This window comes from Aequorivita flava, from assembly GCF_038742595.1.
Lineage (GTDB): Bacteria > Bacteroidota > Bacteroidia > Flavobacteriales > Flavobacteriaceae > Aequorivita > Aequorivita marisscotiae.
In genome coordinates, this window is sequence record NZ_JBANCF010000016.1 from 1 (window position 1) to 24075 (window position 24075).

Annotated in this window: 26 protein-coding genes and 1 tRNA gene; 14 read left to right on the forward strand and 13 right to left on the reverse strand. The window is 37.3% G+C overall.

The features are described 5' to 3' along the window. The coding region (locus tag VZD24_RS15270) for a T9SS type B sorting domain-containing protein (protein ID WP_373693830.1) at positions 1-111 on the forward strand (111 nt) is incomplete at its 5' end. A gap of 176 nt (positions 112-287) precedes the next feature. On the opposite strand, the gene VZD24_RS13980 is transcribed toward VZD24_RS15270, so the two are convergent. The 3 genes from VZD24_RS13980 to VZD24_RS13990 form a co-directional block, all read right to left on the reverse strand. Beyond that, entirely contained in the window at positions 288-440 is a 153-nt protein-coding gene (locus tag VZD24_RS13980) for a hypothetical protein (protein ID WP_279450059.1), read from the reverse strand. Positions 441-681: 241 nt separating this feature from the next. Beyond that, positions 682-2202 (reverse strand): OmpP1/FadL family transporter, encoded by a 1521-nt coding sequence (locus VZD24_RS13985; protein ID WP_279450060.1) that lies wholly within the window; start codon positions 2200-2202, stop codon positions 682-684. A 111-nt stretch (positions 2203-2313) separates the two neighbouring features. Next, complete coding sequence (locus VZD24_RS13990) at positions 2314-3390, reverse strand: hypothetical protein (protein ID WP_279450061.1); 1077 nt, start codon at positions 3388-3390, stop codon at positions 2314-2316. A 71-nt stretch (positions 3391-3461) separates the two neighbouring features. Here VZD24_RS13990 and proS point away from each other — a divergent pair, with 71 nt between their 5' ends. From proS to rpsT, 3 genes are all read left to right on the forward strand, one after another. After that, positions 3462-4937 (forward strand): proline--tRNA ligase, encoded by a 1476-nt coding sequence (proS, locus tag VZD24_RS13995; protein ID WP_279450062.1) that lies wholly within the window; start codon positions 3462-3464, stop codon positions 4935-4937. An 81-nt stretch (positions 4938-5018) separates the two neighbouring features. Then, a tRNA-Glu gene (locus VZD24_RS14000) sits at positions 5019-5090 on the forward strand. 27 nt (positions 5091-5117) lie between these two features. Then, positions 5118-5369: a 30S ribosomal protein S20 gene (rpsT, locus tag VZD24_RS14005; RefSeq protein ID WP_279450063.1), complete on the forward strand. Its 252-nt coding sequence runs from the start codon at positions 5118-5120 to the stop codon at positions 5367-5369. A gap of 68 nt (positions 5370-5437) precedes the next feature. Here rpsT and coaD read toward each other — a convergent pair whose 3' ends face one another. From coaD to surE, 3 genes are all read right to left on the reverse strand, one after another. Beyond that, positions 5438-5890: a pantetheine-phosphate adenylyltransferase gene (gene coaD / locus VZD24_RS14010; protein WP_279450064.1), complete on the reverse strand. Its 453-nt coding sequence runs from the start codon at positions 5888-5890 to the stop codon at positions 5438-5440. A 103-nt stretch (positions 5891-5993) separates the two neighbouring features. After that, positions 5994-6281, reverse strand: coding sequence for a hypothetical protein (locus VZD24_RS14015; protein WP_279450065.1), 288 nt, complete (start codon positions 6279-6281; stop codon positions 5994-5996). Positions 6282-6333: 52 nt separating this feature from the next. Beyond that, entirely contained in the window at positions 6334-7113 is a 780-nt protein-coding gene (gene surE, locus VZD24_RS14020; protein ID WP_279450066.1) for a 5'/3'-nucleotidase SurE, read from the reverse strand. 172 nt (positions 7114-7285) lie between these two features. Between surE and VZD24_RS14025 the strand changes: the two genes are divergently transcribed. The 5 genes from VZD24_RS14025 to VZD24_RS14045 all read left to right on the forward strand — a co-directional run bounded on the left by VZD24_RS14025 (position 7286) and on the right by VZD24_RS14045 (position 12513). Further along, positions 7286-9496 (forward strand): carboxy terminal-processing peptidase, encoded by a 2211-nt coding sequence (locus VZD24_RS14025; RefSeq protein WP_342687966.1) that lies wholly within the window; start codon positions 7286-7288, stop codon positions 9494-9496. Positions 9497-9558: 62 nt separating this feature from the next. After that, positions 9559-10665, forward strand: coding sequence for an ABC transporter permease (locus VZD24_RS14030; protein ID WP_342687965.1), 1107 nt, complete (start codon positions 9559-9561; stop codon positions 10663-10665). A gap of 57 nt (positions 10666-10722) precedes the next feature. Continuing rightward, entirely contained in the window at positions 10723-10965 is a 243-nt protein-coding gene (locus VZD24_RS14035; RefSeq protein ID WP_279450069.1) for a hypothetical protein, read from the forward strand. Further along, positions 10965-11162: a type II toxin-antitoxin system RelE/ParE family toxin gene (locus VZD24_RS14040; protein WP_279450070.1), complete on the forward strand. Its 198-nt coding sequence runs from the start codon at positions 10965-10967 to the stop codon at positions 11160-11162. The genes VZD24_RS14035 and VZD24_RS14040 overlap by 1 nt, the downstream gene beginning before the upstream one ends. A 535-nt stretch (positions 11163-11697) precedes the next feature. Next, entirely contained in the window at positions 11698-12513 is an 816-nt protein-coding gene (locus VZD24_RS14045) for a DNA/RNA non-specific endonuclease (protein WP_342687964.1), read from the forward strand. Between the two features lie 80 nt (positions 12514-12593). Here the strand turns inward: VZD24_RS14045 and rodA are convergent, their stop codons facing one another. The 6 genes from rodA to purH form a co-directional block, all read right to left on the reverse strand. Then, positions 12594-13850 carry a rod shape-determining protein RodA gene (gene rodA / locus VZD24_RS14050; RefSeq protein WP_279450072.1) on the reverse strand — a complete coding sequence of 419 codons (1257 nt, stop codon included), beginning with the start codon at positions 13848-13850 and terminating at the stop codon, positions 12594-12596. Further along, entirely contained in the window at positions 13850-15712 is a 1863-nt protein-coding gene (gene mrdA / locus VZD24_RS14055; protein WP_342687963.1) for a penicillin-binding protein 2, read from the reverse strand. The genes rodA and mrdA overlap by 1 nt, the downstream gene beginning before the upstream one ends. Continuing rightward, positions 15709-16218, reverse strand: a complete 510-nt coding sequence (gene mreD, locus VZD24_RS14060) for a rod shape-determining protein MreD (protein ID WP_279450074.1) — start codon at positions 16216-16218, stop codon at positions 15709-15711. Before mreD ends, mrdA begins: the two co-directional genes overlap by 4 nt. Continuing rightward, the gene (gene mreC, locus VZD24_RS14065) at positions 16205-17035 is read right to left on the reverse strand and encodes a rod shape-determining protein MreC (protein WP_342687962.1); all 831 of its coding nucleotides are present in this window, start codon (positions 17033-17035) and stop codon (positions 16205-16207) included. The genes mreD and mreC overlap by 14 nt, the downstream gene beginning before the upstream one ends. Before the next feature lie 104 nt (positions 17036-17139). After that, positions 17140-18168: a rod shape-determining protein gene (locus VZD24_RS14070; RefSeq protein WP_279450076.1), complete on the reverse strand. Its 1029-nt coding sequence runs from the start codon at positions 18166-18168 to the stop codon at positions 17140-17142. A gap of 62 nt (positions 18169-18230) precedes the next feature. Next, entirely contained in the window at positions 18231-19763 is a 1533-nt protein-coding gene (gene purH / locus VZD24_RS14075; protein ID WP_342687961.1) for a bifunctional phosphoribosylaminoimidazolecarboxamide formyltransferase/IMP cyclohydrolase, read from the reverse strand. A 211-nt stretch (positions 19764-19974) separates the two neighbouring features. On the opposite strand from purH, the gene VZD24_RS14080 reads away from it, so the two are divergent. Next, positions 19975-21231: an ABC transporter permease gene (locus VZD24_RS14080; protein ID WP_279450078.1), complete on the forward strand. Its 1257-nt coding sequence runs from the start codon at positions 19975-19977 to the stop codon at positions 21229-21231. Between the two features lie 179 nt (positions 21232-21410). Here VZD24_RS14080 and VZD24_RS14085 read toward each other — a convergent pair whose 3' ends face one another. Next, positions 21411-21866: an XrtF-associated fRMsr-like GAF protein gene (locus VZD24_RS14085; protein WP_342687960.1), complete on the reverse strand. Its 456-nt coding sequence runs from the start codon at positions 21864-21866 to the stop codon at positions 21411-21413. A gap of 145 nt (positions 21867-22011) precedes the next feature. On the opposite strand from VZD24_RS14085, the gene xrtF reads away from it, so the two are divergent. The 4 genes from xrtF to VZD24_RS14105 are packed head-to-tail and all read left to right on the forward strand — an operon-like array spanning position 22012 to position 24044. Then, on the forward strand, positions 22012-22554 hold the full coding sequence (xrtF, locus tag VZD24_RS14090) for an exosortase family protein XrtF (protein WP_279450080.1): 543 nt from the start codon (positions 22012-22014) through the stop codon (positions 22552-22554). Then, positions 22554-22988 (forward strand): exosortase F system-associated membrane protein, encoded by a 435-nt coding sequence (locus VZD24_RS14095; protein WP_342687959.1) that lies wholly within the window; start codon positions 22554-22556, stop codon positions 22986-22988. The genes xrtF and VZD24_RS14095 overlap by 1 nt, the downstream gene beginning before the upstream one ends. A 38-nt stretch (positions 22989-23026) precedes the next feature. Next, positions 23027-23569, forward strand: a complete 543-nt coding sequence (locus VZD24_RS14100; RefSeq protein ID WP_342687958.1) for a DUF3347 domain-containing protein — start codon at positions 23027-23029, stop codon at positions 23567-23569. A 55-nt stretch (positions 23570-23624) separates the two neighbouring features. Then, a complete protein-coding gene (locus VZD24_RS14105; protein ID WP_342687957.1) occupies positions 23625-24044 on the forward strand; it encodes an HYC_CC_PP family protein in 420 nt (139 codons plus the stop codon). Positions 24045-24075: the final 31 nt, after the last annotated feature.

Here is a 24075-nt window from a genome sequence, read left to right on the forward strand (position 1 = left end):
GGTACCTTCGGGGGCAGGCCCATGCCATCGAGCGATTACTGGTTCCGAGTGGAGTACACCGAGAACGAGATCCCAAAGGAATTCAAAGGACATTTTACCCTAAAACGATAAATAGAAATTAATCAGTAATAAAAAAGAAACCCCACATTTTTGTGGGGTTTTTTGTTTTATAGTATTGAAAACACTCAAAATACCTTAGAATCTATAGATGATTATTGATAAGAGTTATTATAGAAATTTTTAAATTAAGTTTAGGTCAAGATTGAAGGAGGGGCATTCATTCAGAATTATGTTTTTGTCAACCATTCTTTTTGCCTTTTTTTGATTTTTATTAAAATCACTCCGTTTTTTACATCATTGCCATATAAATACTTGGCGCCTAAATCATCTTTTTTAAAGACTGCATAAATTGAATCAATATCTTCTTTATATAAATTCAATTTACATTTTTTTAAGGACTCGTACGTTATGAGTTCACCGTTTAAAACCAACGAAGGTCTGCCGTTAATAAGGCCGGCTCGCTTCAAATTTTTTATATGTTCAATGAGAAAAGTTTTGTCCGGATTATTATCATTTAAAAGATATGGACTGTTGTTGCAACTCAAAAAAGTTAATAGAATAAAAACAAAGCTTAGCTTCTTCATAAGGTGCTAACATTTTAGCTTAAAATTCAACATAGATTTAAAAATTAAAGCCAAGGGACAAAACGAAATTGTTGTAAACCGAATTAATTTCAGCAGTATCGGTTAAACCAATTGAATATAATTGCTGATTTCTTTTTTGTTCAGAACGCGAGTAGGCGAGATCGCCTGTAAAGCTTCCAAAATTATATCCCGCTCCTAAGGAGAAACCGAATACATCACCCAAAATTTCAGTATTTTTGTACGGGCTTTCTTCGTAATGAATACCACCCCGCAAACTTAACTGATTAACGCGATATTCGCCACCAGCTCTGTATTCAGACGTTGCTTTTAGGGTGTTCTCAACAGTATTGTTTAAATCTCTAAAAAACGAATCGTGCGTAGGACTATATTTAATAGATCCATAGTCCTTAAAGGAATAATCGAAACTAATTAAGCCGTTTTGACCAAAAATATACGCAGCACTTGCCGTGGCCTTCGCAGGGGTTTTTAAAGTATAATCTTCAAATACATTTATTACTCTAGGATTAATAATTTGAGTGGTGGATTGTCCTTCAAAAACACGGCGACTTTCGAGGTATTGAGTAGTTTCTTCCGAAATTTGATACCACGTAGGAGTGTCAAAACTCAACCCCAAACGCAGATTGTTTGCTACTTTTGCAATGGCCCCAAATTGTGCAGAAATTCCAGCGCCATTTACCGTTAAGTTATTTTCAAAGCCAATGCTATTAATTGTTGAACCGCTATTATTGTTGGTTTCCAATAAAAACGAACTTTGATTAAAAAAGATTGTATGCGTATTTACATTCACCCCAAAATATAAATGGTCGGTAATTTGAGATGCGAGATTGACTGTAAATTTACTGTTATAACCTTCTGATAGATAGGCGTATTGCTGTTTAAAACTGCCATTTGCAATATTAGACACATAATCTGTATTGGAAGGATTATTGGGGTCTACGGCATCAAAAAGATATGCCTGATACCCAAGAAATGCATTTTGGGCGGTAGTCCCTTTAGATTCTCCCAAATATTGGTAAAGGCTAGAAATTGTTTCAATACCCTGCAATTGTAATAAGTTTAAGGGGAGTCCTTGTGCTTGTTGTAAGAAAAAATCGCCTATAGACGTATTGCCAGTTCCCTCAATATACAATTGGTTTTCGAAGTTTTTAGATATGTTATAATTGAAACCAATGGCCAACTTTTTAAAATCTGATTCTTCGTTTGAATTATTAATTATAAAAACACCGCCTAACTGATTTAACTGGAAATTATTAGCTAAACTTTTTGTGTTGTTGTTGAAATAATTAGATTCATTTTTAATATCGAATAAAGAAGCTGAAAAAGTAAGTGAAGAATTGAGAAATACCGCGCTTCCGGCCGGATTTACGTCAAGTGCCGAAAAATCGCCACCCAATGCTCCCATCGCACCACTTAGTGCGGTATAGCGGGCGGTGCCAATATTTTCCCCAGTACTGTATCGCAAACCGTCGGTTATGTTTTGGGCATTAGAAAATGCCACTGTAAAAATAGTTGCCAATAAAATGGAAATTCTTTTCATTTAATAAGTTCTTTTAAATAATTATGCCCAAAGCTATCATTTCGAATTATTGAGAAATGGCCAATGGGCACAAAGTTGATTTTTTGTAAATATAAAATTATATTATAGCTGTTAACCACGTCCTCCTCGGCCGCTGCTACTACTTCGTCCGCCGCTACTTGAGCGAACACTGCTACCGCTGGAACGTCTGTTACTGCCGGAACTTCTGATAGTGCTATTGCTATTGCTCCTTGTAGGAGAAGAATATGTACTATTTCTGGTGCTATTATTACGTGTAGGTTGTGAGCTGCTATTATTTCTAATTCGTGAGTTAGATCGGGTATTTCTAATTGTATTATTAGAATTGCTGCGTGTGTTTCGCACCGTACTACGTGTGTTTCGCGTAGTTGTATTATTGGCGCGTACATTATTTCTGTTTACACGTCTAGAAAGTTCAGACCGACTATAGGAGCTTCTGCTTGTAGCATTGTTAGATCTACCGCGGGTACTGGTTCTGGTGTAATCTGTGTTTCTTCTACCTCGATTATACGACACGTTATTATAGTGCGAATTGTAATAATAATTGGAATTGTAATAGTGGTGCGAATTGTAAAATCCGTAACCGTAATAAGGATAACCATAGCCGTAACCATAGCCGTAATATGGGTAGCCCCATCCAAAACTCATGCCCCAATACGGAGTGTAGTAATTATAATATGGGTAGCTCCAATATCCCCCATACCAGTAAGGTCTATGGTAAAATCCATACCCATAACCACCATAATTATAAACGTTTACGGTAATATCTTCAGAATTACTCCCCCATGGGCCGTAACCTTCGTCCTGATAATTTTCTTCAATTATAATGTTTCCATCCTCATCTAATCTTTCAGAGGTGGAATAAGCATCAATATCTGTAAAAATAGCGCCGTCTTCTGGGAGATCAGAATAGGCTTCAGATTTACTTCTAAAATATTGCTGGTAGTAGTTCGCTTTGTCGCTATCGGAACCGTTATCGCTGTATTCTTCTTCTGAATATGAATTATTTGAAGAAGAATAAATACCATCATTTTGATTGTAACCTTTGTTATACGTTCCACAAGACGTTAGCATGAAGACGAAAACGCCTATAAATGCTAAAGGAATGAAACGTTTTATATTTGTATTATTGGTGTACATATCTCTGGTAATTTTATTGTTGGACATCATAAAAATAAGTAGTTTTGCGGACAATAACTAATCATTTAACATAGACACAACATTTGTGCCAAAAACCCAGTATGGCAAAGAATATTACAACAAGAGCAGAAGATTATTCTAAATGGTATAACGAGCTAGTAATCAAGGCAGATCTTGCCGAGAATTCTGGTGTTCGTGGCTGTATGGTCATAAAACCATATGGTTTCGCCATTTGGGAACGCATGCAGGCTGAATTAGACAGAATGTTTAAAGAAACTGGACATCAAAATGCTTATTTTCCGTTGTTCATTCCTAAATCATACTTTAGCAAAGAAGCTAGCCACGTTGACGGATTTGCCAAAGAATGTGCAGTTGTTACTCATTACAGGTTAAAAAATGCCGAAGATGGCAGTGGCATAGTTGTAGATCCCGATGCTAAGTTGGAAGAAGAATTAATTGTGCGCCCAACCTCTGAAACAATAATCTGGGATACCTACAGAAAATGGATCCAATCGTATCGCGACTTACCGCTATTAATTAATCAATGGGCAAATGTGGTGCGCTGGGAAATGCGCACCCGTTTATTCTTGCGTACAGCCGAATTTCTGTGGCAAGAAGGTCATACGGCCCACGCTACTAAAAACGAGGCAATTGCTGAAGCAGAGCAAATGATGAATATCTATGCCGAATTTTCTGAAAATTATTTGGCAATACCGGTACTAAAAGGAACAAAAACCGAGAGTGAACGATTTGCCGGCGCATTGGAAACTTATTGTATTGAAGCTTTAATGCAGGATGGAAAAGCCTTGCAGGCAGGAACCTCACATTTTCTTGGTCAGAATTTTGCGAAAGCTTTTGATGTTAAGTTCGCCGCAAAAGATGGCAAGTTAGATTACGTATGGGCAACTTCTTGGGGCGTTTCCACAAGATTAATGGGCGCTTTGATCATGACCCATAGTGACGATAACGGATTGGTTCTGCCGCCTAATTTAGCGCCAGATCAAGTAGTAATTGTTCCTATATATCGTAAGGAAGAAGAGTTTGAAAAGGTAAACGAAGTAGCTCTAGAATTGGTTAAAAAATTACGTTCTAACGGCATTCGTGTAAAATACGATAACCGCGACACGCACAAACCAGGGTGGAAATTTAACGAATACGAATTAAAAGGCGTGCCCGTGCGAATTGCTATTGGTCCAAAGGACGTTGAAAAAGGCACCGTAGAAATGGCACGCAGGGATACACTCACAAAAGAGTTTGTTTCTAACGAAAATGCAGTTTCTAAAGTGCTTTCACTGATGGAAGAAATTCAGGCCAATCTATATACCAAAGCTTCCTCATATAGATCGGAACATACTACCGAAGTTGCTTCATACGAAGAGTTTAAAGAGGTATTAGAAGGTAAAGGTGGCTTTATATTGGCGCATTGGGATGGTACACCGGAGACTGAAGAGCGAATTAAAAATGAAACAAAAGCCACAATTAGGTGTATTCCCCTAGAAGGTGATAATACGCCGGGAAGCTGTATTATTACTGGGAAACCTTCAGAGCGGAAAGTGGTTTTTGCCAAGGCATATTAATTTATTTTTAAAAAAGTTATTTTAGATTTGCTTCATTCAAAAAATATTGTATTTTTGCATCCGCATTTGAAAATAAACAATGGTCCGTTCGTCTAGGGGTTAGGACGCCAGGTTTTCATCCTGGTAACAGGGGTTCGATTCCCCTACGGACTACAAAATTTAGAATTTAATAAAATAGAAATGGCAAATCACCAGTCAGCATTAAAGAGAATTAGAAGCAACGAGGCAAAGCGCTTGCGTAACCGTTATCAGCATAAAACTGCCCGTAACGCCATGAAGAAGTTTCAGGAACTTTCTGATAAAAAGGAGGCTGAAGCAATGTTTCCGAACGTTATTTCAATGATTGACAAATTGGCTAAGAAAAACATTATTCATTCCAATAAGGCTTCCAATTTAAAATCGAATATGGCAAAGCACGTTGCTGCGTTATAATTCTTTTTAAAAACAATTTTTAAAGCCCTTTCAGGAAACTGAGAGGGTTTTTTTGTTTGGGGCGCCTATTATATTCGTACAGACGAAGGAACCAAATAAGTGTAATCGCCCGCGTTTCGCATAACATCGCGTACAATCGTAGAAGATATATTTGAAACCTCCGGCGCACATATTAGGAAGATAGTTTCAACTTTTGCCATTTTGTAATTTGTCTGCGCTATGGGCTGTTCGTAATTTAAATCGGTGGTGTTTCGCAAACCGCGAACTATAAATTGTGCCTCTTCCGAAATGCAATACTTGGCAGTAAGACCGGTATAACTTTTCACCTTCACCTTTGCTTCATCTTTAAAGGTTTCTTCAATAAAATTAACCCGTTCTTGTAAGCTGAACATTGTTTTTTTATCGGCATTTACGCCTATGGCAATTATAAGCTCGTCGAAGAGGGGAAGTGCGCGCAATATAATATCTACATGCCCAAGGGTTATAGGGTCGAAAGTACCGGGAAAAACTGCGCGTTTCATAATTTTTTTACTTATAGGTTAAACTGTATGGTTTATTGTGGCAATAATTTGCAACCATTAAACACGACTAAGTTACTGAGTTATTGGGAATAGACGCTTCATTTTATAAAAATTTTGAAATCAATACGGCGATAGCGGCCAGTACTGTGGCCAGAACTACGCCTCGTGCTCTGTAATATTGGTTCTTTTTTAAAAATATAAAAAACACTATAAGGTTTAAAATTGCGCCTAAGGCAATTAAGCTTCCTAGTAGGTCGTTTGCCCTAGCGTCCTTTAGTGTAACCTCTAAACTGCTATCGGAAAAAAAGAAAATATATAAATAAGTCCCTGCCAAATTAGCTAAAACTCCAATTATAAATCCTTTTAAAATTTCTGCTATATGTGGCTTCATATTTATAATTTCTATTTTATTGGTGTCACTTTAAATTTGTGTGTTAACCTAACTACTTTAACTCCCAGGAATTTAATTCGTCCATAGCGCGATATGCTGTAAGGTCAAATTGCACGGGAACTACCGAAACATACCCATTGCGCAGTGCCCACTCGTCAGTATCTTCGCCTTCATCATCATTTACAAACTCGCCTGAAAGCCAGTAATAATCGCGACCCACTGGGTTGGTGCGTTTGTCAAATTTTTCTTCCCAGTGCGCATTTGCTTGGCGGCAGATTTTAATGCCATTAATTTCCGAAGCATTTAATTTTGGAATATTTACATTTAATACAACCCCTTTTGGCAATCCGTTTTTAAGTGTTTGCTGCGCAATGGCTTTTACAAACTTTTTTGAAGGTCCAAAATCTGCTTCTAAGGAATAATCTAAAAGAGAAAACCCAATAGAAGGTATGCCTTGCGTTCCTGCCTCTACAGCAGCACTCATTGTCCCGCTGTAAATTACATTTATAGACGAATTGCTTCCGTGATTAATACCACTAACACACAGGTCCGGTTTGCGTTTTAAAATTTCGTTTACTGCTATTTTTACGCAGTCAACCGGGGTGCCGCTGCAACTGTACTCTTTATGTGGAGCATCTTTAATTACATTTATACTATTGCAGTACAAAGTATCGTTTATAGTTATTGCGTGGCCCATGCCACTTTGGGGAGAATCCGGTGCTACTACCATTACATCGCCTAAAGTGTTCATGACTTCAATTAAAGCACGAATTCCAGGAGCATTGATGCCATCATCGTTTGTTACCAGAATTAACGGTCTGTTTTCTGACATATTCTTTGAATTTTAAAGGGAAACAAAAATACATTTATTAATCCTGAATACAGAATTTGCTTACGAATAACAGATTCTGCTGTTTAACAAAATATTAGTACCAGAATGCTTTAATGGCACGGTTTTTTGTATAATTTAGGCACTTATAATTAATACCACAACTATGCGAATAATGAAAAAGAATTTTAAAGTTTTGTTTTTGGCGGTTTTCGTTTCTGTGGCTTCTTGCAGTTTTACTACAAAGGAGTTTAATGACCCCAATAAAGACAAGCTGCTTTTGGACTTAATTACCTACGTTATTCAGAAAGGTCATTACGATCCTAAAGATATCAATGATGAATTTTCTATTGGCGTTTACGACAAATTTATAAAAGGTCTCGATCCGTTAAAAAGATATTTTTTGGCATCAGACATTGCTGAATTCAGCAAATATAAAACCGAGATAGACGACCAAATAAAAAACAAGGATCTCTCGTTTTTTGATTTGGTGTACAGTCGCTTTCAAAAAAGAATGGCAGATGTACAAAAGATCTATCCTGAAGTATTAGCTAAACCTTTTGATTTTACTGAAACCGAAACCATAAACGTAGATTACGATAAATTAGCCTATGCTAATTCCCCAAAAGAGTTAAGATCGCGGTGGAAACAACAATTAAAATTCACGACTCTGGCCAGTTATTACGATTCGGTAGAGGATCAAAAAAACAGGGAAAAGGGTGTTTCAGATTCTGATACAAACACAGATGAAGAGGATGAAACAGAATTTCAAGATGCTGCTAAAAATGATTCATCTAAAAAAGAAGAACCTTTTGTACGCAAGTCTTTAACCGAATTGGAGCAGAAAGCGCGTGAAGCTGCTAAAAATTCGCTCGATGAATATTTCGACTTTACAAAAGATTTACAGCGTACGGATTATTTTGCAATTTATTTAAATACCATAGTTGAAGAATTTGACCCGCATACCAATTATTTTGCCCCACCCGATAAAGATAGGTTCGACCTAAGAATGTCTGGTAAGCTGGAGGGTATAGGAGCGCGACTTCAAAAAAAGAACGATTATATTACCGTGATTGAGGTAATTAGTGGCGGCCCAGCATGGCGTAGTGAAAAAATAGAAGTGGGCGACGCAATTCTTAAAGTAAAACAAGAAGACGAAAAAGATGCCGTTAGTATCGTGGGCATGCGTATAGACGATGCTGTTAAATTAATTAAAGGTCCAAAAGGAACTAAAGTTACCTTAACCATTAAAAATGTTGACGGCACGGTATCAGATAAAGTGCTTACCCGCGATGTGGTTGAGCTTGAGGAAACCTACGCAAAATCTTCCTTGATAGAAACATCCGATCGAAAATTTGGACTAATAAATTTGCCGCAGTTTTATTTTGATATGCAGAACTATAAAGAACGAAACGCTGCAACCGATGTTAAAAAAGAAATTATCCGTTTAAAAGAAGAAGGAATGGAAGGCCTTGTTCTGGACCTTCGCGATAATGGGGGCGGTTCTTTGAGAACAGCCGTGGATATTGCAGGATTATTTATTAAAAAAGGCCCCGTTGTGCAAGTGGCATCAAACGGAAATAAAGAGGTACTCGAAGATAAAGACAGCGAAATTGTTTGGGACGGGCCGCTTGTAATATTGGTGAATGAGTTATCTGCCTCTGCTTCAGAAATTTTAGCCGCTGCTATGCAAGATTACAAACGCGCAATAATTATAGGAAGTGCGCAAACGTACGGAAAAGGAACTGTACAGAACGTAATAGACCTAAACCAATGGCTTCGTAAAAACGATTTGGGCGATATGGGCGCGCTAAAAATTACGTCGCAAAAATTTTATCGAGTCAATGGCGGTTCTACACAATTGGAAGGCGTAAAGAGCGATGTTGTAATGCCAGACCGATATAGCTATATAGACGTAGGCGAAAGAGATTATGACAATCCATTACCCTATGATAAAATTGATGCGGCCAAATACAATATTTGGGACGGATATATAGATTATGATGAAACAATTGAGAAGAGCAATGCACGGATGGAGCAAAACGCACATTTAAAATTAATTGACGACAACGCTCGTTGGATCAAAGAACGCAGAGACGAAAAAACGGTTAACTTAAACTATAAAATGTACAGTGCCGATATTGCTCAGCGTAAAGAAGAAACCAAGCGTTTTGATGCTATAAACGAATACGATAACAAGCTTACATTTAAATCATTGCCTTATGAAACTGCGCTGATGAAACAAGATACTACACTGTCAGAAAAACGCAAAAGATGGCATAAAAACCTGAGTAAAGACATGTATATTGAAGAAGCTGTGCACGTATTGGAAGATTTAAAACTCAGTAATATAAAAGCGGGAAAAGTTGCCGATATTAAAAATTAGTATTGCATAAACCGGATGCTTGTTTCTATTTAAAACACACTAAATTTTACTAAATTTGAAGTGTGAAAAATTCCACTTCATTAAGCAGAATAGCGCTCCAGAAGTTTAAAAAAAACTTTTGGGGCGTTTTCAGTTTTGGCTTCTTAATACTTTGTGTGTTCGTGGCAATTTTTGCATACGCTTTAGCGCCAGATAATTCGCAGAATGCCAATCAGATGCATTTATCTGTCCATTCAAAAAATCCAGGATTTTCGGCGCAAATGCTTACTATTCCTGTAGCCGTTGAAAGGCAAAATCCTGTTTCAGTTTTCTTCTTCGGAAAAAAGAATGCAGATACAGAAATTCCAATTTCGAAGTATTCTTTAACCGAAAACTCAATAGCAATAACGGAATATACCCCCGACGGAACTGATGGACTGCAGAAGGAATATGCGCTTTCGCTATTCCCCAATGTTACTACCGTAGAGGAAATTCCCCAAAAATATATTTCAGAAAAAAAATTCCTACTAGGCACCGATAAATACGGCCGAGATCTTTTAAGCCGAATGCTTATCGGAATCAGAATTTCGTTGGCCATTGGCTTTGTTGCTGTATTTATTTCGTTGGTTATTGGTATAACTATGGGAGCCATTGCAGGATATTACGGCGGACGGGTAGATGCCGCAATAATGTGGCTTATTAATGTTACGTGGTCCATTCCAACCTTGCTTTTGGTAATTGCCATCACTTTGGCGCTTGGCAAAGGTTTTTGGCAAGTTTTTATAGCTGTTGGACTCACAATGTGGGTAGAAGTTGCGCGCGTGGTCCGCGGGCAGGTTATGGGCGTAAAACAGATGCAATATGTAACTGCCGCAAGAGCTTTGGGGTTTAATGATTTCAGAATAATTGTAAAACATATTTTGCCCAATAGTATGGCGCCGGTAATCATTATTTCCGCAGCCAATTTTGCGGGAGCTATTCTTATTGAAAGCGGACTTTCGTTTCTGGGAATTGGAGCTCAACCACCAATGCCCAGTTGGGGTGGTATTATTAAAGACCATTACGCATATATAATTTTAGGAAAGCCCTACTTAGCACTAATTCCCGGATTGGCTATTATGAGTCTTGTAACCGCATTTATGTTAATAGGAAATGCCCTGCGCGATGCAATGGACGTGCGGAATGATTAATAAAATTTAAATAACGAAGTATTCGTATATTTGAAATACATTAAAAATTTGCCAACGATGGATATTACGGAAAGAAAATATAGGTTGATTCAACATTGTATGGGTATTTCGACTGTTGAGGAAATAGAACGTGCAGAATATTTTTTTAAGCACGAAATAGAAACAATTGATTTTTGGGATAACTTGCCCGAACAGGTTCAAAAACTAGTACAAAAAAGCAAGGAGCAGAGTAAAAATGATTTGGTAATGCCTCACGAAACAGTTATTGAAAAAGCCCGAAAAAAAATTAAACAGTCTTGATGAAAGTGTTTTGGACACAACTTGCCGATATAACTTTTGAAGACGAAATTGAATTTATCCTGCGCAAGTGGAACAATGCCGAAGCCGAAAAGTTTATAGATTTGGTTGAGGATTTTAAAAAAGCGTTATCTACAAATCCATATATGGGCAAATTGTCTGAAAAAAGTCAAGTTAGAATGTTTGTTTTATCCAAATAAACCACTGTTTTTTACGAAGTTTTTAATGATAAAAAACGTATAGACCTTCAGCTATTTTGGAACAACTCCAAGGATACAAAGGAGCTTGATAAGTATTTGTGAAAAACCATTTTACCACTTTATCACAGTGCTTGATAAGATTATTAGTCAATTTAGAGCTGATAATGTTATCAATTAGACCCGTAATCTTATGAAAAAATTATTTGGGAACTCACAAATCTTGGTTTTGGCTTTTAGTTTGTCTATGTGTAAGGGCAAAATTTCACCACAAAAAACTTATAAGTCTGAAATAGTGAATCCCTATAGATTTTCCAATTATGTTGATGGCTTTTAACAATAATAAAGAAATTAAAAATGAAGCAGTGCCGCTGGATATTGTGGAAATAAAAAACAAAAAGGCGAAGGCTACCCTTGTTTTAAAAATTGCAACTATGTTATCAAAGCGATTAACAAAAAGAATAGCTATCAATTGTTAGAAATAACGGTGGACTAAAAAATATTATTTCTACCTAAATCACTTTTTTACTGTTGATCCATGAATCGAAAATACCTTTATCCCATCCTTATTATCCTCGTTACCGTTGTACTGTACTATGGTGATGAATATGTGGATAAACTGAACAGTCCAGCAAATAAAACACTTTCAAATCCCGAAAGAAGCGGTGCGGAATTTAACGATACATTCCTCCCAGCTTCCACCACGGGTGAAATTGTAAAGCACAATTTTTATACGCTTTCCTATTCTGAAGAACACGAACAAGCAGAATGGGTTGCTTATGAATTGAAGAAAAGTGATCTTTCAAAAAACGAATTTGAGCGCCCTTACTTTATTGAAGACAAAAAGGTGGAAACAAGGTCTGCAGATTGGCGCAACTATAAAAACTCCGGCTACGATCGTGGTCATCTTTGCCCCGCTGGCGATAGAAGAATGTCATTTGAGGCGTATAATGAAACATTTTTGACCAGTAATATAAGTCCGCAAGATCATGATTTTAATGCGGGAATTTGGAACCGTTTGGAACAGAAAGTACGCTATTGGGCTAGAAAATATGATGGTGTTTACGTCGTGACAGGCGGTGTTTTAAAAGGCGACTTAAATACTATTGGACACGAGAATGTTTCTGTTCCCAATAAATTTTATAAAATTGTAGTAGATGTTTCAGGTGAAAGTTATAAAGCCATTGCTTTTTTAATTCCGAATAAACCTTCACGTGAAAGTTTTTACGAATACGCCGTTTCAATCGATGAAATTGAAGATGCAACGGGAATCGATTTTTTTCCACAATTGCCAGATTCCATTGAAAACGAAATGGAACAGACCATTAATCTAAAAGTTTGGGGAAAGAAATAAGTGTGCAATGTATGGTTTTGGGCATACGGTAGAAAGCACCGAGCTAATTAAACTAAAATTTTCATTTCAACTTCTATCTCCTACGAATAATGAAAATTTGCTCCATCTAATTTCACAAAAATAAAGAGTAAAATAGTGAAGCCCCAAAGTGCGGAACCTCCGTAACTAAAGAAGGGCAGTGGGATTCCGACGGTTGGAAAAATTCCTGTAACCATGCCAATATTTACGAAAAAGTGAAAAAATAGAATTGCGGCAACACTGTACCCATACACTCTTCCAAACTGGTTTTTTTGCTTTTCAGCCCTAAAAATAATTCGGGTTATTAATCCTACAAAGAGCAAAATAACTACCATGCTCCCTAAAAACCCCCATTCTTCGCCCACTGTACTAAAAATATAATCTGTGTGCTGTTCGGGGACAAAATTACCTTTGGTTTGCGTTCCTTGAGTCCAACCTTTTCCGAGCCAACTACCGTTGCTTATAGCAATTTCACTTTGATTTGTATTATAACCAATACCACGAGCATCAACTTCTTTTCCTAATATAATATTAAAACGATCGCGATGGTGTTGTTTAAAGACGTTGTTAAAAATATAGCTTACAGAAAATGCAAAGCCAATTGAAGCCACAACAACGAAAATATATTTAATAATATTGGGTCTTTTTTTTCTATTTCTAAAAAATAATAATCCCGCAATAAGTAAAATTCCGGCAGCTACCCAAATTGTACCAAAAGCAAGTGTAGATACAAACAAAACAATTGCAAACAGTGCTAAAAGTAAATATACTCCGTGTAAACCCTCGCGATAAAGAGGAAAAACGAATGCCGCATATATTAAAACACTTCCAGGATCGGGCTGCAATATTATTAAAATAACGGGTAATGCAAGTATAATGAATGCACCAATCTGGTGCTTAAAATCTTGCATGTTCGTTTGAATATCGCTTACATATTTTGATAGGGCAAGGGCAGTAGCCGCTTTAGCAAATTCACTAGGTTGTATGCTGAAACCACCAAAGTCGTACCAGGCAGTAGTGCCTGCAATAGTTCTTCCAAATATAAATAGCCCGACAAGCGAAATTAATGAAGCTATATAAATAACGCTCGCAAAGCGTTCGTAGAACTTAGATTCTATGGCTAGTACGAAAATTATTAAGACAATACTCAGGCCAATCCATAGCATTTGTTTGCCATAAATTTGGTTGAAATCAAAATAGCCTTTTGCTGCATCGCTTAGCGAGGCGGAGTATATATTTATCCAACCCATTGACACCAATGCAATATAGATGAATATAATTAGCCAATCAAAACGTACGTAACTTTTGGTAGCTGCCATTATCTATTAATTGAAAAAGGTTCGCCACTGTACTGTTTGGCATATTCTGCTTCGAGGCTTCCTTGCAACACAAACTTTTCCATATCCGTTCGGGTAATTTCGCCTTTAAGATATTTTTCAATCATGAGTCCGGCTATTCTTCCAGCCCAGCGGGAGCCCCAGTAACCATTTTCAACGAACACGGCAATGGCAATTTTAGGATTGTCTTTGGGTGCAAATGCTACAAAAATAGAATGATCGGTAAGCTGCACGCGTTTACCATCTATTTTTGTGTAGTTTTCTGCAGTACCTGTTTTTCCACAAACTTCAATCCCGGGAACTCTTATTGAGGCTGCAGTACCACGTTCATAAACTTGAAACATACCTTCTACTACCGGTTCAAAATATTCGGGTTCAACAGTGGTGTGGTTTTTCACTTTAAATTTTTGCGGAATGGTGTCCGGGCCAATTATATTTTTTATGATATGCGGCGTGTAATAATAGCCTCGATTAGCAATAGCCGCAGTAAAGTTTGCCATTTGGATTGGCGTTAATAAAACTTCACCCTGCCCAATAGCATTTGAGATGGTTGCCAGCGAAGACCATTTATGCTCCGGGAATTTGTGTATTTTATTATAATATGCCGATGTTGGTATGTTTCCTCTTTTACCACTCGGAAGATCGTAGCCCAAAAAATCGCCTAATCCAAAACTCATAAGATCTTTTCGCCAAGCATCTATGCCTTCTTGAGGGGTAGGATAGGTGTCCATTATCTTTTTATAAACAGTACAAAAATACGTATTACAGGAATTGGCAATCCCTGAAACCATAGCAACTGGCCCGCTATGGTGGCATCGTAAAACTCTTCTGCCAAAATGAAAGCCGCCACTACAACCTATTACGTCGTCTGTTTTAATAGCGTGTTCATGTAATCCAACCAATGCGGTTAACGCTTTAAATGGTGAACCTGGCGGATATTCACCCATTAGAACCCTATCGTATAACGGTTTGGCAATAGTGTCGTACCATAATTTTGTGAAATTTTTTGAACGTTCGCGACCCACCAAGAGTGAAGGATCGTAACTAGGTGCTGTTACCAAAGCAAGTATTTCGCCGGTATCGGGTTCAATAGCAACTATACCACCGCGTTTATGAACCATTAATTCCTGTCCGTATTTTTGGAGCGTGGCATCAATAGTTAGTTGTATATCTAGGCCTCGTTCCGGTAAAGTATCAAAAATACCGTCTTTATACGGGCCAATATCTCTATTAAAACGATCTCTTTGAATGTATTTTACACCTTTTACACCGCGAAGAACTTCCTCATATTCTTTTTCTACACCTGCCGTACCAATGAGTTCGCCCATTTGGTAATATGGATTTTTTTCAATGATGGCATTGTTTACCTCGGCTATGTAACCCATAACGTTCGCCGAATGGTCTACTTGATATTCGCGAAGGGAACGACGCTGAATATAAAACCCTTCGTATTTATACATTTTTTCTGAAAGGGAGGCGTAATCTGCTTTGTTAAGTTGTGGAAGTACTACCGATGGAAGTCTTGGTGAATACACCCGTGCCTTGCGCAATATTTCTTTAAAATCTTCTTTGGTTATTTTTAGCAATCTACAAAATTCTAAGGTATCCAAAGGTTTTACATCTTTTGGGATAACCATAACGTCGTACGACGGTTGGTTTGAAACTAAAAGTTTGTTGTTTCTATCAAACATGTACCCGCGCTGTGGATAGTCGTACATTACTTTTATGGCACTGTTTTGTGTGAGCGAATCTGATGAAGCATCATACACCTGCAAATAGAAAAGCCGAGCGGCAAAAAGCACACCGCTCATCAAAACCAATGCTATGAGTACAATTTTTCTCATTGTGATTTCTTATTAAAAATTATCATTGTACAGACAATAACAATTATAGTAAACAATCCGGAAAACAGGGTAGATTTTAACAGCAACAATGTATGATTGAAACTAAAAATTTCTAGTGAAAACATAACAAAGTGATGCATTAAAACCAAAGATGCAATGTAGGTAAGCCTTTCCATGGGATCGGCTTTTTTAATTTTCACACTGTTGTATTCGTAGCTTACACCGAAGGAATATTTTAATACTACCGGACGAATATATGCCACAAAAGCACAAGCAGCCGCATGCACTCCGCCCGAGTCTTCAAAAATATCGATGGAAAGCCCTAATAAAAAACCGAGAAAAATCAAAACACTTTTATCGCCGTCCAGTGGGTAGAGTACTATAAACAAAATATAGAGATAGGGGTTTATATATCCTCCCAAATTAATATTGTTAAGCACCAGCACCTGCAGAAAAACCAGCAGTACAAAACGACCTATGTTTATTAATATATCACTGTTCGACATCTTCTACTCCTTTCTCTAACTCTAAAATTTCTTGAGCTTCATTGTTTTTTATTAAATAAACGTTTTCCAGGCTCGTCATATCGTTAAACAAGGTTACGTTTACGTAATAATAGTTATCATCATTATCCAAATGAAAATCTTTTACCGCCCCAATTAAAATACCTTCGGGGAAAATTGTCGAGCGTCCGCCAGTAATAATGGTATCGCCTTTTTCTATTTGCGCCAACCGCGGAATATCTATTAATTGCACCACGTTGGGATCTTTCGTATTCCAGATGAGCGATCCAAAATGACTCGATTTTTTTAGCTTTGCGTTAATGCGGCTTTTTGTATTTAAAATAGATTGTACGGTGGCGTAATTTTTTGAAACATCACTAACTATGCCCACAACTCCTTTAGACGAAATAACGCCCAAATCTATTTTTACACTATCTCGCTGGCCCTGATCTAACGTAAGTTGATTCTTCGTTTTTGAAAAATTATTATTGATTACCCGCGCCGTATAATATTGAAATTTACTTGGAAGAATAGTGCTATCTAGTTTTTCAATTGAAATGGCCTCTTCCAAATGCTCCATTTTTTTCCGAAGCATTAAGTTTTCCTGTAATAACTGTTCGTTCTCTTTCGAAAGATTAAAATAATCGGTTATATTATTTCGAAATGTATAAACGCCACCCGAAATAAAGTTGGCAGAACTCACAAATTTATTGTTGTGGTAATTATGAGTTTGAATAGTAAGTGCAACGGAAATCGCGAAAAGCACGGCAAACAACAAGAAATTTTTATTCCGAATGAAGAAAAATATAATCTGCTGCATTGCTTGTTAGGGTTAAAATATTCTGTTTCTTGATGGGAGCAACGCCATAAATGGGCAACTATTCTTTTTAAATTATTTTCAGTATAATAATTTCTATCGAAAAATTACTTAATCAAAACGCTTTTGTACTTATTTAAGTTTTTTAAACAAATACCGGTGCCACGTACAACTGCCCGCAACGGATCTTCGGCAATATACACAGGCAAGTCGGTTTTTTGCGAGAGCCTTTTGTCCAGTCCGCGAAGCATGGATCCACCGCCGGCCAGGTATATTCCGGTGTTGTAAATATCGGCGGCAAGTTCGGGTGGCGTTTGTGAGAGTGTTTCCATTACCGCATCTTCAATTCTAAGAATCGATTTGTCCAATGCCTTTGCTATTTCTCTATAGGAAGTTTGTACTTGTTTTGGTTTTCCTGTTAACAAATCGCGCCCTTGTACGTCCATTTCATCTGGAGGTAACTCTAAATCTTCGGTAGCGGCTCCAATCTGTATTTTAATTTTTTCGGCGGTACGTTCCCCCACATAAAGGTTGTGTTGGGTACGCATATAATATACTATATCGTTTGTAAAAACGTCGCCCGCAATTTTTATAGATTTGTCGCAAACAATTCCGCCAAGTGCAATTACTGCAATTTCGGTAGTTCCGCCTCCTATATCTACAACCATATTTCCTTTGGGCTGCATAATATCTACACCAATACCAATTGCTGCGGCCATGGGTTCATGAATTAAATAAACTTCTTTTCCGTTAACTCGCTCTGCACTTTCTTTTACCGCGCGCATTTCAACTTCAGTAATTCCGCTGGGAATACAGATTACCATTCGCAATGAAGGTTTTAGCCAGCGTTTTTTTAAGGCCGGAATATCATTGATAAACATGTTTATCATTTTTTCACTGGCATCAAAATCTGCAATTACACCATCCTTCAAAGGCCTAATTGTTTTTATGTTTTCATGGGTTTTTCCCTGCATCATGGCAGCTTCGCGCCCTACAGCAATAATTTTGCCGGTAGTACGATCTCGTGCTACGATTGACGGGGCGTCAACAACTACTTTGTCGTTGTGAACAACCAAGGTATTTGCAGTACCCAAGTCAATGGCTATTTCTTCAGTTAGGAAGTCAAAAAATCCCATAATTTATTTTGTTGGAGTTGAAGGTTAACGTGTCTGCTTAATTTTAACAAATGTAATAAATTTTAATGCTTAAAATGGCGTGTACCTGTAAATACCATTGCCATTTTATGTGTATTGCAATAATCTATGCTCAACTGATCTTTTATAGAACCTCCAGGCTGTATTACTGCGGTAATTCCTGCATTATCGGCAATTTCCACACAATCTGGAAACGGAAAAAAAGCATCACTTGCCATAACAGCACCATCGAGATTGAACTTAAATGATGTTGCTTTTTCAATTGCTTGTTTTAATGCGTCTACTCGGCTGGTTTGGCCGGTTCCGCTAGCGCAAAGTTGTTTGCCCTTTGCCAAGACAATTGTATTGCTTTTTGTGTGTTTGCAAATTTTAGATGCAAACAACAGGTCTTCTAACTCCTGTGCACTGGGTTTATTGTCCGTAGCGTGCGTTAAAATTTCGGCAGTATCGGTAATGTTGTCTTTGTCTTGAACAAGCACTCCGTTTAAACAAGTTCTTACGGTATGCGAAGGTAATTGGGTGTTTTTTTGAATTAGTAAAATTCTATTTTTCTTCCCTTTTAAAATTTCCTGTGCCTTAGCCGAAAAGGAAGGCGCAATAACCACTTCGCAGAAAAGATCGTGAATTTCGTTTGCAGTAGCTTCATCAATTTCTACATTGCTAATTAATATACCGCCAAATGCCGATACGGGATCACCTGCCAATGCTGCTAAATACGCTTGTTGTACGGTTTCGCGTTGTGCAATTCCACAGGCGTTATTGTGTTTTAAAATTGCAAAAGTGGGTGCTTCCCCTTTAAATTCGTTCATTAAATTTACGGCAGCATCAACATCCAAAAGGTTGTTATAGCTTAATTCCTTGCCGTGAAGTTTGGTGAACATTTCATCAAAATTTCCGAAGAAAAAACCTTTTTGATGTGGATTTTCGCCGTAGCGTAGCTCCTGGCCGTTAACCGCACTTATTTTATACGCTGGCAATTTTTCTTCTATATTGAAATAATTAAAAATTGCAGTGTCGTAATTAGACGAGACATTGAACGCTTTAGCGGCAAAGCGCTTGCGGTCTTTAAGGGTAACTTCTCCGTTGTTTACGGAAATCACTTTCAAAAATTCGGCGTAATCATCAACCGAAGAAACGCAAATGGTGTCTTTAAAATTTTTAGCGGCCGCGCGAATCAACGATATACCGCCAATATCTATTTTTTCAATTATATCTGTTTCCGAAGCTCCGGAGGCAACCGTTTTTTCAAAAGGATATAAATCTACAATTACCGCATCTATCTGCGGAATGTTGTATTGTGCCATTTCGGCAACATCACCTTGATTGTCCTGTCGGTTTAAGATACCGCCAAAAACCTTCGGGTGAAGCGTTTTTACACGACCGCCCAAAATTGAAGGGTAATCGGTAATATCCTCCACGGCGGTTACTTCAATTCCAAGATCTTGAATGAATTTTTCGGTACCACCGGTTGAGTAAAGTTTTACGTTTTGTTCGTGCAGTTTTTTAACAATTGGGGCGAGGCCTTCTTTGCTAAAAACAGAGATTAATGCTGAGGTAATTTTTTTGGAATTGTTCATTATTGAAAATTAAGGTGCAAAAGTACATAATTGCATAGTAAATTTGTAACATAAGCAGTGAGAAAACGTCTTACTTTTTATAAATTTATCAACCCCTTTTAATAGCGAAATCGAAATCGAAATCGAAATCGAAATCGAAATTGAAATTGAAATTGAAATTGAAATTGAAATTGAAAATTTGAAATCGCCAAACCTTAACTTAAAATCATAAATGCTAATATACCTTCGCGTTTTAAAGGAAAGTTTCAATTTTGCTCTCAGTGCGCTTCGGAACAATAAATTAAGAACCTTTCTTTCATTGGTTGGTGTTACAATCGGTATTTTTTCAATCATAGCGGTACTCGCCGCAGTAGATTCCTTAAAACGCGAAATTGAAGGCAGCATTAGTGGTCTAGATAATAGCACCATAATTGTTATGCGTTTTAATTTTGGTCCGACCGATATTCCACGGTGGAAATGGCAACAATTTCCCGATGTTACCTTTGATGAATATCAGTATATTGAACGAAATACCCCAAATATTGAAGCAGCAACCTTTACGCTGAACGTTCCAAACGAAACCATAAAATACGGAAACAACCAAGTAGACAATGTTCCTATTGGTGCGGTAACCGATAGCTACTACCATATTGAGGCATTGCAGTTATCGGAGGGCAGGTTTTTTAATGGTTCCGAATCCAATAGCGGTTCTATGGTTGTGGTTCTGGGAAATGAAATTGCATTACAATTATTTGGGGGTGCTGCAAACGCTATTGGAAAACAAGTACGTATTTACGGAAGAAAATTTAATGTAATTGGTGTTTTGGAAAAAGAGGGTGCCGGTTTATTTGGAAACTCAAAAGATACATCGGTTTGGATGCCCGTAAATGTGGTTCGCAGAATTTACGGCGACAACAATAAAACTACCTTTCCGCAAATAGTGGTAAAACCTAAAAAGGAAGTGGACCAAGCCGAATTTATTGCTACACTTACACAAAAACTTAGGTTAAAACGTGGTTTAAAACCCGATGAGGTGAGTAATTTTTTTATTAACCAAATGCAGGGTTTTACAGATTTTATTGATGAAATAACCGGTAGCATGAATATTATTGGGCTTATTATCAGTGGTTTTTCACTATTGGTTGGTGGTTTCGGAATTGCCAATATTATGTTTGTAAGCGTAAAGGAAAGAACCAATTTAATTGGTATTCAAAAATCGTTGGGAGCCAAAAATAAATTTATACTTTTTCAATTTTTATTTGAAGCTGTAATTCTCGCAATAATTGGAGGCTTAATTGGTCTGTTTTTAGTATTTATTGCTTCTCTACTTGCTTCACAATTTACGGGCGATTTCAATTTTATCCTGTCTCCGTTTAATATGTTTATCGGCACTGCAATTTCGGCGGCAATTGGTTTAATTGCAGGAATTATTCCGGCTATTTCCGCTTCAAAATTAGATCCGGTGGAGGCGATCCGCACGGGAATGTAAGCTTCGTAAATTCCAAGTTACAAGCACCAAATTCTAAATAAATCTCAAAAAACAGAAGGTAAAAGATAATAAACAGTTACTTCTTACTCTTGAAAGGGCTGGGGTGGGACTTTTGGAGTTTGAAATTTAAAATATTGGAATTTTCGAAGAAGTGGCTGCAAAAAACTTAATTTAAAGAACTAAAGTATCTTTGCAACTTCTTCGTTTACCCATTCCAAAAAGCGTTCGTCTTCCAGCGAAAAAGGATCTGCTACGTGCGAATCAATATCTATTTGGCCAATATTTTTTCCGTCTTTGAAAAGCGGGATTACAATTTCAGATTTTACGGTAATGCTGCACGCAATGTAATTGTCCTGTGCTTTTACATCGGGCACTACAAAGTTTTTGTTGCTTACCGCCACCTGCCCGCAAATTCCTTTACCAAAAGGTATAACGGTGTGGTCTGTGGGTTCGCCTGCGAATGCTTTTAAGTGAAGCGTTTCTTGAGCCGCGTTCGCAAAGTAAAATCCAACCCAATCGTAATAGCCTATAGAGGTTTGGAGAAGCTCACAAACCTCGGTTAAGCGTTGTTCGGTACTTTCGCTATTATTGGCAAGAATGGTAGTTATTTTGGGTTTCAGTTTTAAGAATGACATAATTTTACAGCTAAATATGAGTTGGCAAAAGTATTTTAAAACCCTTACAAACGCCAAAAACAAATACTGTATTTTTGTTAAATACAAAAATTTCAAATACTGTAAAAAGTTGAATATGTTTGAAACAGTAAGTAAGAAATAATTTTTGAAAGAACTTTTTAAAAAATACCGAACCGTTGTTCAATTCATCATCCTATTTTTGGGCACATATTTGTTGCTTGGCGTTGTATATTCACTTTACTTAAAGGCGTCTGCGAGTGGCTATTTTTTTCCGGATTATCTTTCAAATCTCGTTGCAAATCAAAGCAGGGCTGTGTTAGAGTTTTTGGGTTATACTTCTACTTTAAAACCCAATATATTGGAACAGGGAATTTCGCTAACAATAAACAATGCCTATTCTGTTAGTATTGTTGAGGGTTGCAATTCTGCCAGTGTTATTATTTTGTTTGTGGCTTTTATTATTGCTTTCGCAGAAAATTTCAAAAAAACGCTTTTGTTTCTTTTGGCGGGTGCGGTTTTAATTTACAGCGTTAATTTACTGCGAATCGTAATTCTTATTATCGCACTTTACAAATTTCCGCAGTATGAAAATGTGCTTCATTCGGTAGTATTTCCAGGTATAATTTACAGCGTGGTTTTCGTGTTATGGATGATTTGGGTTAAAATGCTAAAATCGAATACGCCGTAATGAAAAAGTCGTTAAACATAGTAAGTATAGTTGTTCTGGCGGGTTTTTTAGTTCTTATTCGAGCTTTTGAACATACGTTGTTTTACGATCCGCTTTTATCTTTTTTTGAAGTTGACTATAAAAGTATGCCGCTGCCACAAATGGACACGTTTGCGTTACAAACCGGGGTTGCGCTCCGATTTTTATTAAATACCATTATTTCTCTCGCAATTATATGGCAGGTATTTAAGGATAAAGAAATTATAAAGTTTTCACTCCTTCTTTACAGCCTTCTTTTTGTGCTGTTTTTTATGATCTTCAGCTTTATAATTTTCACTTCGGAAGAAAGTAGCGGCCACTTTGTATTGTTTTATGTTAGAAGGTTTTTAATTCAACCCTTATTTCTACTTTTATTAGTGCCAGCATTTTATTTTCAGAAATACAAAACTCAATGATTTTTTGATACCTTTGTCTATCTAAAATTTAACTGAAAATGAAAAAATTATCACTTATTTCCCTAGCAATTATTGCATTAAGCCTTTTATCTTGTAAAGACACGGTTAAACAGACCGAGCCCGAAGTTGTTACGGTAAATAATACTGAAACCAAGACTTACGAAATAGCCGTTCCTGAAGTAGAATTCAACGATCCTAATGTTGAAGCAGTATTTAATCAATATTTACAGGTAGAAGCAGCTTTAGTAAATACAAATGCCACCAAAACGGCTGAAGAAGCTGCAAAACTTGAAAAACACTTAAAGGAAATGAATGCCGAAGAAACTGTACAAACTGCAGTTTCCGCTATGGCTGCATCTGACGATATTGCTGTGCAGCGCCAAAATTTTGAAACCTTAAGTAGTGCAATGGAAAGTATGTTGCAGGGCGCGTTAAAATCCGGAACATTATACAAACAATACTGCCCAATGGCCTTTAATAATAAAGGTGCATATTGGATAAGCAGCAGCAAAGATATTTTAAATCCATATTTTGGCGATAAAATGTTGAAATGCGGCAGAGTAGATGCCGAGATAAATTAATTTAACAAAGCCTTCCATTTTAGTGGGGGGCTTTTTTTTGTATTTTTGCAAAAGCGTGAAAAAAACCATTTCCATATTTTTATCTATCCTAATGCTCGTTAGTAGTTCTGGAATAGCCTATGCGCAGCACTTCTGCAGTGGGATGGAAATGATGGCTGAGGTTACCTTGGGCGACAAACTTCTTTCCTGTGGAATGGAGGAAGACGCCACCGCTACAGATTGCGACGATAAAAACTTGGCTCCTGAAGCACACGATTGTTGTAAAAACCACATTACCAAAATACAAACTGACGAAAATTTTGCCAAGGCTTCGTTCGATTTAAAATTGAATAAAACCTTTGTAGCTACTTTCGTTTCTGTTTTTGTATTGCAGGAAGTAGAAATCGCTTCCGCAGAAAAAATCTTTTTCGCGGATTACAGTCCGCCACCCCTCGAACAGGATTTGAACATTCTGTACGAGACTTTCCTAATTTGATTTATACCCCGTGTATGCGGGTAATTCATGA

What these genes read in the sequence shown, in the direction of transcription:
- VZD24_RS13985 (WP_279450060.1), bottom strand. Translation starts at nt 2,202, where the DNA reads ATGAAAAGAATTTCCATTTTATTGGCAACTATTTTTACAGTGGCATTT.
- VZD24_RS13990 (WP_279450061.1), bottom strand. Translation starts at nt 3,390, where the DNA reads ATGATGTCCAACAATAAAATTACCAGAGATATGTACACCAATAATACA.
- proS (WP_279450062.1), top strand. Translation starts at nt 3,462, where the DNA reads ATGGCAAAGAATATTACAACAAGAGCAGAAGATTATTCTAAATGGTAT.
- rpsT (WP_279450063.1), top strand. Translation starts at nt 5,118, where the DNA reads ATGGCAAATCACCAGTCAGCATTAAAGAGAATTAGAAGCAACGAGGCA.
- coaD (WP_279450064.1), bottom strand. Translation starts at nt 5,890, where the DNA reads ATGAAACGCGCAGTTTTTCCCGGTACTTTCGACCCTATAACCCTTGGG.
- VZD24_RS14015 (WP_279450065.1), bottom strand. Translation starts at nt 6,281, where the DNA reads ATGAAGCCACATATAGCAGAAATTTTAAAAGGATTTATAATTGGAGTT.
- surE (WP_279450066.1), bottom strand. Translation starts at nt 7,113, where the DNA reads ATGTCAGAAAACAGACCGTTAATTCTGGTAACAAACGATGATGGCATC.
- VZD24_RS14025 (WP_342687966.1), top strand. Translation starts at nt 7,286, where the DNA reads ATGAAAAAGAATTTTAAAGTTTTGTTTTTGGCGGTTTTCGTTTCTGTG.
- VZD24_RS14035 (WP_279450069.1), top strand. Translation starts at nt 10,723, where the DNA reads ATGGATATTACGGAAAGAAAATATAGGTTGATTCAACATTGTATGGGT.
- VZD24_RS14040 (WP_279450070.1), top strand. Translation starts at nt 10,965, where the DNA reads ATGAAAGTGTTTTGGACACAACTTGCCGATATAACTTTTGAAGACGAA.
- VZD24_RS14045 (WP_342687964.1), top strand. Translation starts at nt 11,698, where the DNA reads ATGAATCGAAAATACCTTTATCCCATCCTTATTATCCTCGTTACCGTT.
- rodA (WP_279450072.1), bottom strand. Translation starts at nt 13,850, where the DNA reads ATGGCAGCTACCAAAAGTTACGTACGTTTTGATTGGCTAATTATATTC.
- mrdA (WP_342687963.1), bottom strand. Translation starts at nt 15,712, where the DNA reads ATGAGAAAAATTGTACTCATAGCATTGGTTTTGATGAGCGGTGTGCTT.
- mreD (WP_279450074.1), bottom strand. Translation starts at nt 16,218, where the DNA reads ATGTCGAACAGTGATATATTAATAAACATAGGTCGTTTTGTACTGCTG.
- mreC (WP_342687962.1), bottom strand. Translation starts at nt 17,035, where the DNA reads ATGCAGCAGATTATATTTTTCTTCATTCGGAATAAAAATTTCTTGTTG.
- VZD24_RS14070 (WP_279450076.1), bottom strand. Translation starts at nt 18,168, where the DNA reads ATGGGATTTTTTGACTTCCTAACTGAAGAAATAGCCATTGACTTGGGT.
- purH (WP_342687961.1), bottom strand. Translation starts at nt 19,763, where the DNA reads ATGAACAATTCCAAAAAAATTACCTCAGCATTAATCTCTGTTTTTAGC.
- VZD24_RS14080 (WP_279450078.1), top strand. Translation starts at nt 19,975, where the DNA reads ATGCTAATATACCTTCGCGTTTTAAAGGAAAGTTTCAATTTTGCTCTC.
- VZD24_RS14085 (WP_342687960.1), bottom strand. Translation starts at nt 21,866, where the DNA reads ATGTCATTCTTAAAACTGAAACCCAAAATAACTACCATTCTTGCCAAT.
- VZD24_RS14095 (WP_342687959.1), top strand. Translation starts at nt 22,554, where the DNA reads ATGAAAAAGTCGTTAAACATAGTAAGTATAGTTGTTCTGGCGGGTTTT.
- VZD24_RS14100 (WP_342687958.1), top strand. Translation starts at nt 23,027, where the DNA reads ATGAAAAAATTATCACTTATTTCCCTAGCAATTATTGCATTAAGCCTT.